Origin of the sequence: Rhodococcus globerulus NBRC 14531, assembly GCF_001894805.1 — a bacterium.
GTDB classification, from domain to species: Bacteria; Actinomycetota; Actinomycetes; order Mycobacteriales; family Mycobacteriaceae; genus Rhodococcus_F; species Rhodococcus_F globerula.
This window is the reverse complement of record NZ_BCWX01000001.1, coordinates 437186-453733: the sequence shown is the minus strand read 5'-3', so window position 1 is coordinate 453733 and position 16548 is coordinate 437186. Positions and strand designations below refer to the sequence as shown.

General features: G+C 57.1%; 10 protein-coding genes. 4 read left to right on the top strand and 6 right to left on the bottom strand.

Features of this window, described 5'->3' with window-relative positions:
- Nucleotides 1–122 precede the first annotated feature (122 nt).
- Nucleotides 123–1604, top strand: a complete 1482-nt coding sequence (locus RG2_RS02000; RefSeq protein ID WP_095886865.1) for a hypothetical protein — start codon at nucleotides 123–125, stop codon at nucleotides 1602–1604.
- Nucleotides 1598–3052: a glycosyltransferase gene (locus tag RG2_RS01995; protein WP_051730635.1), complete on the top strand. Its 1455-nt coding sequence runs from the start codon at nucleotides 1598–1600 to the stop codon at nucleotides 3050–3052. Before RG2_RS02000 ends, RG2_RS01995 begins: the two co-directional genes overlap by 7 nt.
- A 65-nt stretch (nucleotides 3053–3117) precedes the next feature.
- Here the strand turns inward: RG2_RS01995 and RG2_RS01990 are convergent, their stop codons facing one another.
- The 4 genes from RG2_RS01990 to RG2_RS01975 form a co-directional block, all read right to left on the bottom strand.
- Nucleotides 3118–4035: a UTP--glucose-1-phosphate uridylyltransferase gene (locus RG2_RS01990; RefSeq protein ID WP_033235842.1), complete on the bottom strand. Its 918-nt coding sequence runs from the start codon at nucleotides 4033–4035 to the stop codon at nucleotides 3118–3120.
- Nucleotides 4036–4303: 268 nt separating this feature from the next.
- Nucleotides 4304–5437 (bottom strand): cellulase family glycosylhydrolase, encoded by a 1134-nt coding sequence (locus RG2_RS01985; RefSeq protein ID WP_051730636.1) that lies wholly within the window; start codon nucleotides 5435–5437, stop codon nucleotides 4304–4306.
- 83 nt (nucleotides 5438–5520) lie between these two features.
- Nucleotides 5521–7257 (bottom strand): phospholipid carrier-dependent glycosyltransferase, encoded by a 1737-nt coding sequence (locus RG2_RS01980; RefSeq protein WP_116538721.1) that lies wholly within the window; start codon nucleotides 7255–7257, stop codon nucleotides 5521–5523.
- A complete protein-coding gene (locus RG2_RS01975) occupies nucleotides 7254–9218 on the bottom strand; it encodes a hypothetical protein (protein ID WP_033235735.1) in 1965 nt (654 codons plus the stop codon). The genes RG2_RS01980 and RG2_RS01975 overlap by 4 nt, the downstream gene beginning before the upstream one ends.
- Nucleotides 9219–10731: 1513 nt before the next feature.
- Between RG2_RS01975 and RG2_RS31410 the strand changes: the two genes are divergently transcribed.
- Entirely contained in the window at nucleotides 10732–11223 is a 492-nt protein-coding gene (locus tag RG2_RS31410) for a hypothetical protein (RefSeq protein WP_133637943.1), read from the top strand.
- A gap of 243 nt (nucleotides 11224–11466) precedes the next feature.
- Here the strand turns inward: RG2_RS31410 and RG2_RS32585 are convergent, their stop codons facing one another.
- Nucleotides 11467–11901: an LbetaH domain-containing protein gene (locus RG2_RS32585; RefSeq protein ID WP_051730637.1), complete on the bottom strand. Its 435-nt coding sequence runs from the start codon at nucleotides 11899–11901 to the stop codon at nucleotides 11467–11469.
- Nucleotides 11902–12153: 252 nt separating this feature from the next.
- Between RG2_RS32585 and RG2_RS01955 the strand changes: the two genes are divergently transcribed.
- The gene (locus tag RG2_RS01955; RefSeq protein WP_033235738.1) at nucleotides 12154–13635 is read left to right on the top strand and encodes an O-antigen ligase family protein; all 1482 of its coding nucleotides are present in this window, start codon (nucleotides 12154–12156) and stop codon (nucleotides 13633–13635) included.
- A 422-nt stretch (nucleotides 13636–14057) separates the two neighbouring features.
- Here the strand turns inward: RG2_RS01955 and RG2_RS01950 are convergent, their stop codons facing one another.
- On the bottom strand, nucleotides 14058–16382 hold the full coding sequence (locus RG2_RS01950; protein ID WP_230590272.1) for an acyltransferase family protein: 2325 nt from the start codon (nucleotides 16380–16382) through the stop codon (nucleotides 14058–14060).
- Nucleotides 16383–16548: the final 166 nt, after the last annotated feature.

The following is a 16548-nucleotide window of genomic DNA, read 5'->3' as shown; positions in this document are numbered from 1 at the left end:
TGAAACGCCCATATCGTCCGATTCGTGCGTCGCGCAAAATCGCGTAAGGTCAAAATTCGGACATACACCCGAAGACTCCCCAACGAGGTCCGCAATCCGGTTCGTTGACCAGTCACGCTCGAATGGGACTACACACCTTGAAGATCAGCACTATCCGCGCTGAGTCGGGAATTGTTCCGCGGCTCACGGTCCGTTGGTTGATGATCGCAGCAGCCACAATATTTGCGTTCTGGCCAACGTGGAACAACCTGTGGCGCAGCACAGTCGATGGCACCGCGATTGGGTTTGTATTTGTACTGCCCCTGCTGTGTGTTGTTGCGGCTGTGGGTACAGACCTCAGGCGGGGTCCCGAACTCCCGATCCATGATCGGGAAACGGACAAGATCGTTGGCGGCATCGGCTTACTCGTCGCGCTTGGTATGCAGGCGCTGCTGATGCCGCGATTCGGGGACAACTACGAGCTGATGCACATCGATGCGTTGGCGGCTTGGGTCTTTGTCTGGGGCGCAGCAGTTCTCATGTTCGGACTTCGCCCCGTCAATCGGTACTGGTTGATCTGGCTGACGCCCATGGTTTTGAGCCCGCTTTTCTACCGAACGTTGGCAATCGAATTGGGCGGTACTCGGTTCGACTACAGCGTCATCATGGTTGTTGTCGCCTCCACGGCCACCACCATTGCCGTCAGTCGAAACTGGCGACGAGGTTTGGTTGCCTTCTTGATCTCCATCGCCCTCGGCACTGCCTTGGTGTACTACTTGTCGAACCAGTTTCCGACGGTTCCGCTATTTCTGGTTCAACTATTTCCTGCAGTCGGAACTGCGCTGCTGGTCGGCGCTATCTTCTATCTGTATCAACGCCGCGGCAAGTCGCTAAAACCTTTCGATCGTCCGCTCCGCAAGCCGTCAACCAAAACCAGCGACTGGACCATCCTCTTCGTGTTCGGCGTTGCAATACTGATCGCCCTCACACCGCTCCCCAATGCCGACGATATTCCGATTTCCCAAGGCCCACCGGCCACTGCGGATCCTCGATTGGTGGTGCCGGCGGGGTGGAGTCAAATCTCCACTGAAGAGTTCGATTGGCCTCAGCGGTACTTCGGGTCTACATCCACGCTGACGCGACAGACAATTCGCGCCGATACGCCAAATCCCGCGTGGGACGCTCTCATGCGCCAGCGCACTGTCCAAATGGATGTGCTGCAGGTCCGTCGCGCGGCTACTCTCTCTGTTTACCCGAGCAGTGCCACGTACGAGTTGCAGAACGCGCGTGTCAGCCCCACTGTGCAAGTCGAACTGACGCGCGGTGTCGTGGCCGAGATGTACACCATCGTCGACGACGCCCTCCTACTCACCTGGAGCAATCTCAACTTCATCTGGACTCGTGGTGACGGTGCCGCACAACGCGTCAGTCTCATCACCGTCGACAATCACGAACCGGACGCCTATTTCCCGGAGCCGAGTCCGTCGATGGCCTCGAATGGAGGCAATAGTCTCGCTCTGCTCTTACGCGGGAAAAGCTCAACCGAGGACAACGAATCACAGTACAAAGACCTCGGGATGCTCGAGGCCTTGGGACGACACATCGTGGAGGCGCAACAATGGTGAATACCGATCTCTTGGTGCACGGAAACAAAGCCTCCGACGCATTCAAAGCTGCTGCCCTCCATGATGCAGTGAACGGTCTGCGTGAGCGCAAACCGATTTCCTCTGCCTCGGTGGCGTTCTACCCCTGGCAGCGCAATGTCCTGTTCACGCTTCTCGCGGTCGCAATCTTGTGCCTGATCTTTTTCCTCACTCCCACTCTGATCACCCTCACTCTGCTGTGCACGCTCGGGTATGTCTGGACGATGGTTGATCGGCTCATCCTCTTCATGCGGGGCCTGGACGCATCGGCCATTATGACGATCAGTGACGAGGTGGCACTTGCCCTTACCGATGACGAACTGCCGCTCTATACGATCCTGGTGCCCGCCTACAACGAACCAGAGGTTGTCGGTGATCTGATCGCAGCTATGCGTGCCATCGACTACCCGAAGGAAAAACTCCAAGTTCTCCTCCTTCTCGAGGAAGACGACATGATCACCATCGAAGCCGCTGAATTGGCCGGCGTCGACAAAGTAGTCAGCATCTTGAAAGTCCCAGCGGCGGATCCACGCACCAAACCGAAGGCCTGTAACTACGGACTTCATTTTTCCACAGGCGAGATCATCACGATCTACGACGCTGAGGACTCGCCAGATCCACTTCAATTGCGCCGAGTAGTAGCAACTTTCGCTCAGTTGCCGGCAAATACCGCATGTGTCCAGGCGAAACTCGCCTTTCACAACGGCACACAAAATCTGCTGACGGCATGGTTCACCGCTGACTACGCCCTGTGGTTCAACTTCATCTTGCCCGGCCTCATGCGAAGCAACTCCCCCATTCCCCTGGGTGGGACATCAAATCATTTGCGACGCAGCGTGCTTGACGACATTGGCGCCTGGGACCCGTTCAACGTCACAGAGGACGCCGACCTCGGTGTGCGGATCGCCGAAAGCGGCTACCGCACAGCCGTCCTCAACTCGACAACACTCGAAGAGGCGAACAGCGACACAATCAACTGGATCCGTCAGCGATCCCGCTGGTACAAGGGCTACTTGCAGACTTGGCTGGTTCACATGCGCCAGCCGGTGAAGCTGTGGCGCGGGATTGGGACCGTCGGGTTCTTGCGATTTACCATCCTGATGGCGGGAACGCCGGTGGTTGCCGCACTGAACACGATCTTCTGGCTTCTGAGCCTGGGCTGGATTCTCGGTCAACCCGCGATAATCCAACAGATTTTCCCCACCTACGTGTACTTCCCGGCCCTCGCGTCGCTCGTCTTTGGAAACGCCGCTGTGATGTACATGAATCTTGTTGCGTGTCGCGAGACGCGGAATGCCGCCCTGTTGATTGCGTGCCTGACAGCGCCACTGTATTGGGTACTGATGAGCATCGCCGCGATCAAGGGCACCTACCAATTGATTATGAACCCGTCATACTGGGAGAAGACGTTTCATGGTCTGAGCAACTGATTCTTCCGACCGCACGCACACAAACAACTCCGCCCGGGACGATGTCCCGGGCGGAGTTGTTTATCTCAGTAGGTAAGTTGCGGGTCTGGTTGGCGAAGACGCTCCTCCAGCCAGATTCGCAATTCCGGGCCGTATTCTTCGCGCCCCAGTGCATGGTCAAGTGAGGCTCGTAGGAATCCGCCCGGGTTTCCGAGATCGTGACGCGATCCCCGGTGCACCACGACGTGGACGGGATGCCCCTCACTGATCATCAAGGCAATCGCGTCGGTCAACTGCAACTCACCGCCCTTACCCGGTTTGATGGAGCGCAGGGCGTCAAAGATCTTGCGATCCAATAGATACCGGCCAACAGCAGCTAAAGTTGAGGGCGCACTGTGCGTATCCGGCTTCTCCACCATACCAACGACCTTGAGAACGTCAGGGTTGTCGGAGTCTGGCTCCACGTCAAAAATTCCGTATGCACTGACTTCATGTCGCGGCACGTCGAATGCGCAGAGAACAGATCCTCCGCGCTCATCCCTGACCCTCGACATGGCCTCGAGCACCCCACCGGGATGCACTAGATCGTCCGGAAGCAGAACCGCGATGGCGTCCTCGTCGGCGCCGAGAACCGATTCCGCCAGCCCGACGGCGTGCCCCAAACCGAGAGGAGACTCCTGAACAACAGGTTCCACCGAGATCAACCCCGGCGCCTTTCGGACCCGCTCCAGGAGATGATGTTTTCCCGCATCCTGCAATCTGTTTTCGAGCACAACATCTTCCAGGAAATGCGCCATGACACCCGCTTTTCCGGGCGCCGTGACGATAACCAAACGTTCCACTCCCGCAGCAGCAGCCTCACTGGCGACCAATTCAATCCCCGGTGTATCTACCACCGGCAGAAGCTCTTTGGGAACCGTTTTGGTGGCCGGCAAGAAACGAGTGCCAAGCCCAGCTGCCGGCACCACCGCAGTCTTGATCGAGGATGGTCGCACTGTAGTCATCATTTACCTTTCCTGATGCAGACTCATTCATCTACACGCCACTGATGTTTCATCTACACACCACTGATGCCGCGCGGATCTCTTCGATGAGTGCCTATCGGATTCTGAGCTGCACGTTGCAAACTACTGCGAAACATACGTCAGTTTTGCAATACATTACACCGGCTCCGCTTCATGAAGGAAGCTACACAATTCCCCAAAAAGCCGCCGAAAGAACTAGTGCCCCTGGGACCTTAGTCCCAGGGGCACTATTAGAATTCGGAGCTTCTCAGCCCCATTCGGCTTCAGCCGCGACAACTCCATATAGCGGGTCGTCGTAACCGATATCCATGGTGCATTCCGTCGGACGAGGATCCGGCACAAAGGCCCACAGCAACGCCCCGGCGGTGCCGGCTGTCTTCTGACCCGCAATCTTGTCGCCGATGTGTGTCGCCCGAGTTGCGAGAGGCTCACAGCTACCGGCCAATTCACCGATTTCGGCCACCAACAGCGGTTTTCCTGCCGCAGTGGCCTGGGTAATGCGACGCGCCAGTCCATTCCACTGGTCACCGGGAAGAGCAACACCATCAGCGCCGTAATCGTGGTACTGAACAACGTCGACGTAGGGCGACTCGCTGACGTACTGGTAATCGTCACCGCCGGTGCCACATTGGCCGCCGCCGAGAAGCCCGGCCGTAATCAAGGTCTTGGGATCGAGCGCCCGCACTTCTGCACCAGCCGCGTCGTAGAACGAGCGCAGAATCTGCGCTGTGTCGGACGGGCACGTCCTGGTCCACCAATTGCACGCCGTGTCGGTGCATAGGCTCGGTTCAGGTTCTCCCACCAATTCCCACGCCGCCAGCGACGGAGAGTCTTTCCACCTGGCAACTGCTATATGCATCCAGTCCTGAAAGCTGATCAGCGACTTCGCAGCGTTGGCGTCGAAGTCTTTCCAACCATCGACGTACCAGCTACGTTCCTTGAAATTTTCGTCTTCGCACGCTCCGTCCTGCGGCGAGAGGACGGGCAGGATCATCTGGTTGTGATCCTCAGCTGCGGCGAACACCGCGTCCATAGGTCCAAAATCCAGCTCACCCGTGAACTTGTTGATCGCCAAAGCCTGAAACAGATTGAAACGCGTCAGAGACTTTGCCGGCAGCGATCCAAAATAGTCGTCGAGATCGACCATCGCACCGCAACCCCAGTTCACCCCCCAATCTGTGGCGAGCTGATAGGCATTGAATCCTGTTGGCCACCAATCTTGTCCGTCGAGCTTCAATCCATCGACGGTGGCGGTGACGCGGGCTCCCGGTTGCGGGGCCGCATCCACCGTGCGTGCGGCCACGCCACTCACGGTGAGAACGGTAGCGGCACTGACAAGAACTGCGGCCACTCGACGCCACACAGACGTTGGAGGTTTCATTTTATTCACTCTCGGAGACATGTTTACCCATCGCTCGAACGCAGCATCCCCCCGCGTCCAAAGTGTCCCATAAATCCGGAGTTTTAGCCTCCCTCTTGCTTATTGCCCGTCAGCCGATACAGCCGCCAGTTTGGCGGTACCGTTCCCCCATCGTTCTCCACTTCGATGACCAACGCACCAATTCCACCGGAGCCTGTTTCGTACATGGTCGGATACCGTCGATTAATGGCGTCAGCCACTCCGCGCTCCTCGTTGGGAACGGTCAATATGTACTCAACTCCGGACTCCGACGGATTATTCAATATCTTCACAAAATCGGTGTCGGAGGTAATCACAAACTGTTTCGGATTATCAGACGCAGTGATGACACCGAAGGCCAAGACCGTATCGGTCAGCACTGATCCATCAGGCAGATCGAGGTCATCGAGATAGTCGGCTATCCTGCGTTCTGCTCCGAAGGTCCGCAGAATCGCCTGTTCGGCGGCATCCTGGCGGCCTGGGATGACGACACTCGCAAGCGAGTGTTCCAAGGACGCCAGTCGCGGACTTCCCATGGCGACAAAGGTGACCGCAGTTGACCCGAGCAGTAGTACCAGCGCAACAACGAGCATGATCGACGGACCGGAGTATTTCGGCTGATCCCGGACCAACTCGGGACTGGCGGCACGCCCAGGCCTACGCGACACAACGGGCAGCTCGCGTGGTGAGATCAACACTGCCAACACAAAACACAGCGGGACGACAGCAAGATAGAAGCGCAGAAACGGAAACGTCGAGCCCATCATGTAGAGCAGGGTCTGTGCGCCGAGCACTGAGCCGAACAGCACAATCGGAACGATTACTTCGGGATCGCGCCGCCGCCACGCCAAGAAAATTGCCGCGGCCGCTAGCACCGGGAACGCCGGCCCGAGTACCGCTATCTCCGTCAGCGAGAACATCATCCGGGTCAGCGGTGTATCGGCAGCTCCACCGGCCTGCTCGATAATCGCACTGTTGCCGTACACCGACGAAAACTGTTGAAACGCTTGCCCTGTGATCAACCAGCTCGAGGCAGACCAGGCAAGAAATGCGATGAGCCCCGGAAGCAACACAACGGTCGCGTCAATCGCAGCTGCCCACGACCGATGAAACTTGTCGTCGGTGTCAGTCTTCGGAAATCTCAACCAACTGACCACGAACACGAGCACCACCGCAACGAACATAGGTGCAAGGGCGTCGTACCGGGTCAGATAGGCCAGTGCGAGCGCCAAACCGGCTGCGATCAGCTCATGCGCGTCGTCGTTGCGCATCCATCTGATGAGGCGGCGAACAGCCCAGATGACGAAGAAGAGATACAGCGCCTCACTCATGCCGTTGGCCGCGTACATGAGAATCATGGGATTGAGAGCAAACAACACAGTGACCACGATCGTCACCCATCGAGCGCACCCACGATCACGTGCAATACCTCGAATCTGCATGACCGCTCCGGCCATGAAAAGCGCCGACGTCACAGATGCAGTGATGTTCCAGCGCAACAACTCCGGAAACCAGTTCCCCAACAGACCCAGCGGAATCTGTGCAACTGCGGTTAATGGAGTGAAGACGAATCCGATTGCTGCAAAGTGCGGATCGCGACTCCACAACATTGCAGATACTGCAGCAACCCGACTCATTGCATCGGTGAAGATGAATTTGATCTCCGCGTTCAGCCACACGCCAAGGACGATGTACACCACGGCCACCGCGGTATAGACCCCCCACGGCAGTCGTTGACGTTCTTCCTCAATGGGACCAGCAGCGTCCAACGTTCGTGATTCCGCTGATGCGGCGACAATCATTGTGAACGGCGCCTGAAGAACAGCACGCCACCCACAGAAATAACTACCAGTGCTGCGGTGCCTGCTGCGATCAAACCGATTGTGGTGGAGCTGATGCCGCTATCGTCGTCGCTGGTTTTCGCCCCACTTACCGGTGCAAGTTTGACGCTGATGTCGAATGGATCGACGTCGCGAGGAGCAACAAGAACATCACCAGCCAGCCTTCCGAACCGTGCCGGATCACCTTCCAGCCAGTTCAGCATTTTGTCGACATCTACTGCGTCACCGTTAGAGGTAACAACAACGATTTCGTGGTTTGGAACCACCGCAACCTGCATGCTGCCGTATGGCGCATTGAACTGAAGACCGCGCAACCGCAGCAAGCCTTGATCGGCGGTTTCCATCGGCAGGTCGAGATCCACGCCATCCGGGAGCTTTCCGTCTGCAGCGACCAGCACCGCCGGCAACGGACTGGAAGCCGCATCGACAAACGACTGAACTCGCGGCTGCAACGGCAAGTAGCTCAGCCGCTGCATCTGAACCAGAACACGTTGCGCCCGAACAGTATCGGCAAAATCTCCGCGCGTGGTCCCCACTTCTACGATCGGCAGCATCGACTGTGGCAATGACTGGAAGCCCCCGGGATTTGCCGGTTCAGCGACGTTTGAGCTGATCGTGCTTTCCGGATCAATCGTCAGCGTCGATCCGTTGCTGCTCCCACATTGAAAATCGCCGGACACATCCAGCGCTGCCGTCACGTTCATCTCCCGCGTCACCAACTCGTCAGGGATCGTGAATTCGATGTCGAAGCGACCACTGTTATCCACTGCACGACTGTCGAGACGCTGATCCCCCACGCTGAACGACAACTGAGCGCTTCGTGTACTCGGCATCGGAACATAGGTACCGATCATGCGCACGGTCACATTCTTCATTGCTCGGCCCAATTGAGACTGGGTGAACGGCACCTCAACCTGGACGTGCTCGAGCCCTGACGACGTCAAAGAACCGAGCCGTAAGTCGCCGACAGGAACAACGTCGCGAGAGATTTCCGCGACGGCCTTCGCCGATGCCGTCAGTGCCTGGCTTGCGGCCCAGAAACCATTGAAGTTTGCCGCGAGCAGATTAACCTGCGGGACAAGCGATCTGTCGTCACCGGCCAAACGCAGGACAGGGTATCCATTGGGTCCGGCGACGAGGTCAATTCCGCCCTCACCCTCGGCACCAACCAGAATGTTCCGCTCGAACAGACCGGGAACGCTGCCTGGGAGCGACTGCCCGGCCGGTAGCTCGGCGAGAACCACTGCGTCTGGTTGACTGCCATAGCGATTCACAATCGATGTGCTGAGAAGCAGTGCGGCGGTCTGTTGTGCCTGTGACGTATTGTTCGCGAGATAGATCGTGGCTTTACGCAGAATCGGCGGAAAGAAGTTCGAGACCGTCGACGGCTGCGCTTCGGTGCCGTCGTAGACGATCGACGTGTTTCGCAGCGCGAGTGGTTGGTAGTTGCTTCTGTCGTAGCAACGATCGTCGACGGGAACGAGATGCCCGATCATCGAAACGGCGATGCTTCGATCGATAACATTCAGACCGGCAAGCGGTATCGAAATCGGCAGTCCCTGACCAACTTGAGCAGCATCAAATTCCACTCGCGAGACGGGGCGACCATCAGCGCTCACTTCTATCCACCCTCGACTGAAATCGATAGGTGCCGTGACGGTCCCGATGAGAGCAGTTGCAGTGAGGCCGTCGGGTACCGGTAGCGAAACAGTCAGCGGCTCGTCATTCGCCGCGAACACTACATCAGTTCCCCGGCCAAGTTCCTTGAGAGAGATCGCACCGACGTTCGCCGCGGCATTGGACTCAGCAGCATTCTCGACCACCTGTGCCCCGGCAATTGTGTTGAACGCAAAGACCAAGCAGAAGGCAGCCGCAAGCGTCATCGTCAGATTACGACGCAGCCCGTTAAAACTGGGGACCATCTACAAACTCTCCTCGGGAACGATCACACGAAACACGAACAATGTTTCAAGGGCAGAAGAGTTACGACCGTCCCGCCCCCACGATCACGTGATCGGGTTAATTTCAACAAACAGACCATAACCGCCAATTGGTACGGTGGCTAATTATCCCGGACAATGAGATTGCGCATCTGCGCCGACCAGGATCTAGGCCACAACGGGGTATACCAAACGTCCCAGAAATCTGGACGGTATGTAGATTCACAGCGAGTTCGCTGGTGGGGCACAGGAATTGCACTGGTGCTACCTTGTCGCAAATTCCTCTGCCCTGATCCCTTTGGAACCAAGGATCACGATGACTACTGAATCCGAACACGCTGCGGCCACGAATCCACCAGCACGACTTGTCGGTCAGATTGACTGTCAAAGCAGTTTGCCAATGCCTCGTATGTGCGTCAGCTCCGATTCATATACACGGAGCATCACTCCAGTCTCACAATCGCATGCCCACTTAGCGCGAGACCACCGTCACGAGCGCGAAATACACTAAAAATGTTCGCGCACTGCACTATTCGATTTATTCGCGATCCACCGACAAGCCAGGTGGTCCGTCCCGGAGACGCAATGCGCTCTTCACCTTCGAGACTTAAACCGCCGCGGAGCCAGTAGCAATTTCGCCTCCACCTTGTCGAGTTCGCGAATTCGACAATCTCGAACGCAAACACTTGTACAAACGTCCAAGTAGAGATCTTTGACACACACTTGAAAGGCTTGTCGCTCAATCAGTTTCCAGTTCACCGATAACCGATGCATTGCCTAGACGCGCTCGAATCCACCGCCTCGCAATGACATTATCTCCCAGTTACTCTGCAGCCGGAGCGGATCCACTACATTTCATGCCGTATCAACCGCGACAACATTAATCGTGGTCGCGATTCCAGTGACGCACTCCACCTTTGCCCGCGTGCCTAACCACATAGTGCACAGCGAGGGACGAACTTACCGTTCAAGACGCTCAGTCAGGTTGCGCGGCACATCGGCTGTGGAGCTAGTGCGCCTAACTGCGTTGATCAGACTCACTCACCGCGAGGCCGGTGCTGTCTGCCATCTCGGCGTGATTGATGGCACGGCCTAGCCAGACCGCTAGGAACGCGCCAGCTGCAATCCATCCAGCGACAATTTCGGTAATCCACCACATACCGGCAAGTGTGACATGGTTTGGGAATAAGCAACGGTATTTGGTCCCATGACGTCAGGGAGGAAGTTCCCGATGATCGTGCGATCATCCCCGAAGGGCATTCTCGTTTCAGCGTGGTACTTGGTCGCAGAAGTGCGACTCAGCCGATCCGTGAGCTAAGACGCGGATGGACCCAGCAAGCCAGATCGAGGCTTCCGCAAGCCTGTCCGGGGCAATCGTCCCACGTATGCCCCCTGGTGACTACGTGACACCGAACTCTGTGCAACCCTTGGTCACCGAAGCGGTTGGTGATGCTGGCGCGGGCATGGATCGGATTGAGGATCGGATTCTCGTCTCTTGGTTATCGAGTCGGAGTTCGGCAGCAGTTCTGTTCGGCGCGAAGGATGTGAGTGGGCGGGAGTCATCCGCAATCCGACAAGACGGCACGACCGATATCGCACTTCCGAATCTTGCGGGAACAAAGTATCGGGCAGCGGAACTACCAAGTACCTGGTCGGTGCACAGGATGCCTCAGGACGCGTAGCCGAAGATGTCATTGGCCCGGATGGGCGTGTGCCGCAATGGGTGCTCGATGCATGGGCGCTACGGATGAATATCGCTCCCGAGGCGATGCGGCCCCGAATGACCCTGCTCGGCCTGTACCCCACACTTCCGATTACGACGACCGCAGCAACGCTGGGTGGCTATGCAGTATCGGCGCCGAGTGCGGCTGTCACGTCCGACTACACCGGAAAGATTGGTGAGCACATCATGATTTCCGGGGTGCTTACATCCGGTGATATCGCAACCCTGCATACAGCTCAAAGCGTCTACTTTGGCACTCCGTAGCCTGGTCGGGACTCATCAAGGCGTCGCGGCGACAGTGGAACGAACTGGAAAACGCCGACGCCGGCCCAGTGTAGATCCTCCAGCGACACGGGATCGATTAGAAGTCGGTGCGAATCAAAAAATCCTCGTGGCATTGCGGTGAGCAGAGGCCGCACATTTCGAACCCGGCAAGATCCTCTCGCGTTCCCGACATGCCCCCTGGATGAAGCTGACTGCGCCACCAGCCACGCGGTTTGGTTAGCATCATGTACCGACCATTTTACCTGCACCCACAATGGTCGCCCCAGCTGGAACATTGTTTCTCACGACTGCGTTCGCGCCGATGATGGCACCCGCACCGATCACCAATTGCGTGCCGCGCCTCGGCGCGACCACCGCTCCCGTCGCGATAGTTACGCCATCTTCAATGACAACGCCGAACGGAGTGCCAGTTCCGGTGGTTCCAGCTCCAATGGTGACGTGGTGGGCGATCTGAACACGCTGACCGATCCTGGTGTCTGGGTGGATTACAACGCCTAGTGCGTTGTGCCAGAGTCGTACGTCGTCTGCCACGTGCGCCTCTGGCGGTAGGGCGTTGCTGTAGATCAACGCATTGATCGCTTTCAATACCCGCGCCGAGCGTCGCCATCCTTTGTGATGAAGACGGGTGCTGATCAGCCAAAGGCGTTCGGGTTTCATTCGCGCATCATTGCATACGCAGCGGTTTACTGATGTAGGCCAAAGGTCATCACTTCCGAGCTTGTCCCCGTCCCAGAATTGTTTGGAGCGTATACATGGCCGCACGGTAAACCCAGAGAGTGAAGAAGGTCCTACCGGCGCAGGGGCCTTCTTCACTGCCCGCTGCCACCGCAGGCTCCCGCAACCGCCTCGCCCCCATTTCGCGGTTATGCTCATCCCAGCATTTGTGGTTTATGACGGGAAATTGCGTATATGACAAACTTGATACTCGCGCTGATTGCTGGGCTAGCGCTCGTGAATGTACTGGTAGTTCGACCTAACTGGTGGATCGGGATTGTCATCATCAGCGTAGTTGGCACGTTTCCAGCGCAAGTGCCGGAGCGGATCTACATTGGAGGCTTCGGGGTCGCGCTGTCCGAGATCGCGCTTGCTGGCTCAGCGCTTTACGTCGCCGCTAGATACGAGCCGTCCCGGCTAACCGACATTTGTGCAGCCGTAATTTTCTCGGTCACAACGTTTTTCGCATTTGTTGGCTATTTGGGTGCACATCCAGTGAACCAGATCGCGAATGACGTGCGAGGTCTGCTGGCGATGTCAGTCGCGCTTTTCGTGGCCGGTCGGATTGCCCAGACTTCGCTAGCATTGACCGCACTGAAATCACTGCGACTGGTTCTCTGGCTGTCCTTTGCCATAGTCACGCTCGCCTCGTTCGGATCTATGCAGATTTCCGGGCGAGTATCGGATGCATCACTGGACAATGCAGAGTCTGGCGTTACTCGAATTCAGTCGGCAACCACGCACACGGCCGCAGCGGTTTTGGCAATTTGCGTCACGCTTTGGATACTCAAGGCTTCATCAACCCGCACCTTGGCGTGGTACTTCGTGCCCGCGCTCGGGATAACGATCCTGGGATTCTCACGAAATGCCCTGGTTATTCTGGGCCTCACCGTCGTTGTCGCATTACTGCTTGAGCGCAGGTTCCGAACATGCATGCGAGCGGTCATCGCAATCGGCGGCCTTGCGGCATTTTTCATGGCAACAGGTTGGCTTCTTTCGCAGCTCTCCGACCTGCCAGGATTCAAGTACGTGCACCAGATCTTCTCTGCGTACTCCGAGCGCGTCGTTGGTGGTTTCTCTGCAGACGTGCAGGCGACCGACTCCTCGACTGTCTATCGAGAGCTTGAGGCCCACAACATGCGTGCCGCGATCACTGGCCATGAGTTGTTTGGGCATGGAATGGGATACGCCTACCAGCCCGTTAGGGACAAGAAGACTCCCACATCTTCGTACTACGGGCACCAGTTCTACCTATGGGCAACCGTCAAAACCGGATACGCGGGCGTAATCGCATATCTATTGGCTTTCGCCGCACCGATCCTGAGGGCTGTAAGGCAGCCAGGTATGCCGATCCGCTCGGCCTGTGCAGCCTGCGCAGTGTCTCTGCTATACGTCAGCACTGTGGCGCCACTACCTCTGAGTTCGAATGGCGGACCACTGATTGGTGCACTCATGGGAGCGGCTGCAGGACTGTGCTCTCAGCGGACGCGCGACTCGAAGAGCTCGTCGTCGCATTTATCGGAGCAGACCCCGCCCTTTTCGGAGGGTATCAAGCCTGATCCGCAGTTCGCGCATTTGATCGCGCCCATTGAGGACATCCACCAATTACCAGCGACGAGCAGAGCGACTAGCGGGATTGCAACCGCAAGAAATTCGAGTCTCTCCACATTGGAATGATCACACACACCCGCGCCGCCCGTCCGGGGTCTGTTATTTTCGCTCCCCCTGACTGTGGTCGGCTGCGGGTTCAGGCAATCAGCAATCGCTTTACCCTCTGCGCTATGAAATTGATGGTTACAGCCCCATACCTCCTGCCCCACTCCGAGGTTTCAAGAACGGGTTAGACAAATTTCGGCGCCCTTCCGGGATCCCAAGAATCGATCCAGCCATGAAGTCTTTCCGAGATTTGTGACGTGCCCGCATTCGACGCATTTATTTCTGTGGAATATCGACGCACACATGGCGGAGCCTGGCCTTCTAGCAGTCAATCGCGGAGTCCGGCAAGGGGCATGACGGTGCTATTGTAATGCGTTTCGCGTGGGTAGGGCCAGTATCACCAGGTGGAGGAAGGCAATTGCACTCCTCCACCTGTCGTTGGTCTATAGCCCTAGTTCATGCAGTGTTTCTGCAACCGCAGGGGAGATGACCGCCTGGTATTCAGGAGTCATATGTGATCGGTCCCTTCTGGTCGGTGTGGTGCCAACGAAGCTGGGGCAGTAGCCGCTTGGGGTGCAGAACCACGCGCGCGAGTCCACAAAATGACCATTGACATCAGCGGCCAATTGCGTCTCCGCTGAAGCGCGTTTCGTCCATTGGTCAATTACCTTGCCGAGGCAATCAGCAGGCTTCGCCGCGCGGGTGTAGCAGTCACCGATGTTGATACTTGCCGGCGGAGCTGACAGGAATACGATGTTCTTTGCACTTGTCGAGAACCGATCAACGAACCGCTTCATTGCAGCCGTCCATTCGGAGGGCTCCTCTGATGTGTAGTTGTTGGCGATAACCACTGCGTCCGGCCGAATCTCGTTGATCAGCGTGATTGAATCGTCTCGATGTCCAGTGCAGGCTGCACCGATTGCGCTACCGGTTGTCTCGACGGGGAGGTCGACGAAGCGGCAACCGAACATTGCATCTACTTGGATTTTCCACTGTCCGTTGCTGGCTTCGACGAAATTCTTGAGTGGTTGTGCGTATGTCATGGCGATGGAATCACCAACAAGGACCATCGTTTTCGGAGCAGTAGGCGACCCCCATGTGCATTCCTTCGCCGTCAGTCGAGTCGGGTTTCCGCATCTCAGGATCTCGGCTGGCGCTTGCGCTCCTCCAATTGCGTCGTCCATAGAGGGGCTGAGGTCAGGCCATGCCGTAGCGGAGACGGCCGCTTCAATGTCGGCTGCTAGTGCGGTCTGTGCCGGGCCGAGGACTTGCTTGCCGTCGGTCGATTCACCGGATTGTGATGCGGGAACGTAAGCGGAAACGGGCGCCACTGAGACCTGAGTTGGTACCAATGCGAACGCCGCTATCCCTGCAACCACAAGAGCGAGTGCTCCGATACCTATACTTTGATTCGTTTCGCTCATCTTCAGCGTCGGCAGCCGCCAACGAGACACGTCAAGGAAGGATCGATCCTTCCGTTCCGCGCTAGTCTCCAACCACTTCGAGGCCCGGATGGGGTTCTCGAAGAAGTGGTATGCGGCAATCGAGAGTCCGAACATCAGGAATAGGGCCGAGGTGTAGTAATAGATGCCGCTGTCCATCAGTGCTGCGAGCAGAATAATAACCGGCCAGTGCCACAGGTAGAGCGAATACGAAATATCGCCGATGTATGTACTGACACGGTTCGTCAGCACCTGGAGATACTTCTGCTCGCCACTCACTCCCGCGCAAATGATCAGCGCCGCACCGGCTACTGGCACGGCCGCCCATGGCGCAGGGAAACCACCGTCACCCTCGCTTATCGCGAACGAGCCGACTGCAATCATGATCAGTCCGGCCCATGCAATTAAGGGACGGAGTAGGTCAGGGATGCGCTCGAAATAGCTGATTGTGATGGCCAGTAGCGCGCCGACGCCCAGTTCCCACACTCGTGTGAGAGTTGAGAAATACGCCCATGTCGGGTTGCTCGCAGTGTCAAGAACCGAGTAGATGAACGAAGCCATAACGACGACTGCCATGACTCCGCCGGCCAACGCGATTCGCGCCCGACCCGTCCACGCCATACGCGCAGCGACAACGGCGATGACGAAAATAACTGCAGGCCAAACGAAGTAGAACTGTTCTTCCACGCTGAGCGACCAGTAGTGTTGCAGAGGCGAGACTGGGCCCGATGCAGTGAAGTAGTCAGTTCCTTCGATCCCGAAGCGCCAGTTCGACACAAAGAAGAAGGCGGCAACCGCATCGAGTGTGGTCGATTTGAATCGTGCAGTGCCGTAGATGAAGTACGCAGCCGCGATTGTGGCAGCGAGAACGAGAGTGGCGGCGGGCAGGATGCGCCGGACGCGCCGACGATAAAAGCTGGAAAACGAGATCCGCCCCGTCTTCTCAACGGTGTGCATCAGCGATCCGGTAATGAGAAATCCTGAGATCACGAAGAAGACATCAACGCCGATGAAGCCACCACGAGGCCAGTCGAAAAGGTGCGACAACACGACTAACATGACGGCCACCATACGTAGCCCTTGGATGTCGAGTCGTTGATGCGGTCTCGGCTCTTGATCCTTATTGTGTCGACGGCCACGACTGGCCCCAGACAGTAATGCAGTAACCACGATCGACCCCTCAATGAATGGGCCCTCGAAAATGTTTGAGGGTCTGACGAAATATAGCCGCCAGTTGGGGTATTTGCCCGATTGTAAAATCTGCAATGGACCTTGGTCCGTCAGATACGGGAAGAAGGATATCGGGGCGACTAGTCCGCCCACCATTGCTCAGATCTCAGCGCGAGGTGACCGCCTAATCGCGATAATCCCCAATACGCAAACGAATGCCACATATGGTGTCAGTACTGTCAGCGCAAGGACTAGATCAGGATGCCGTTGACAGAAGTCGTATCCGGGACTGCCAACTAGCGCCGAGCACTGGTCAGCAGAA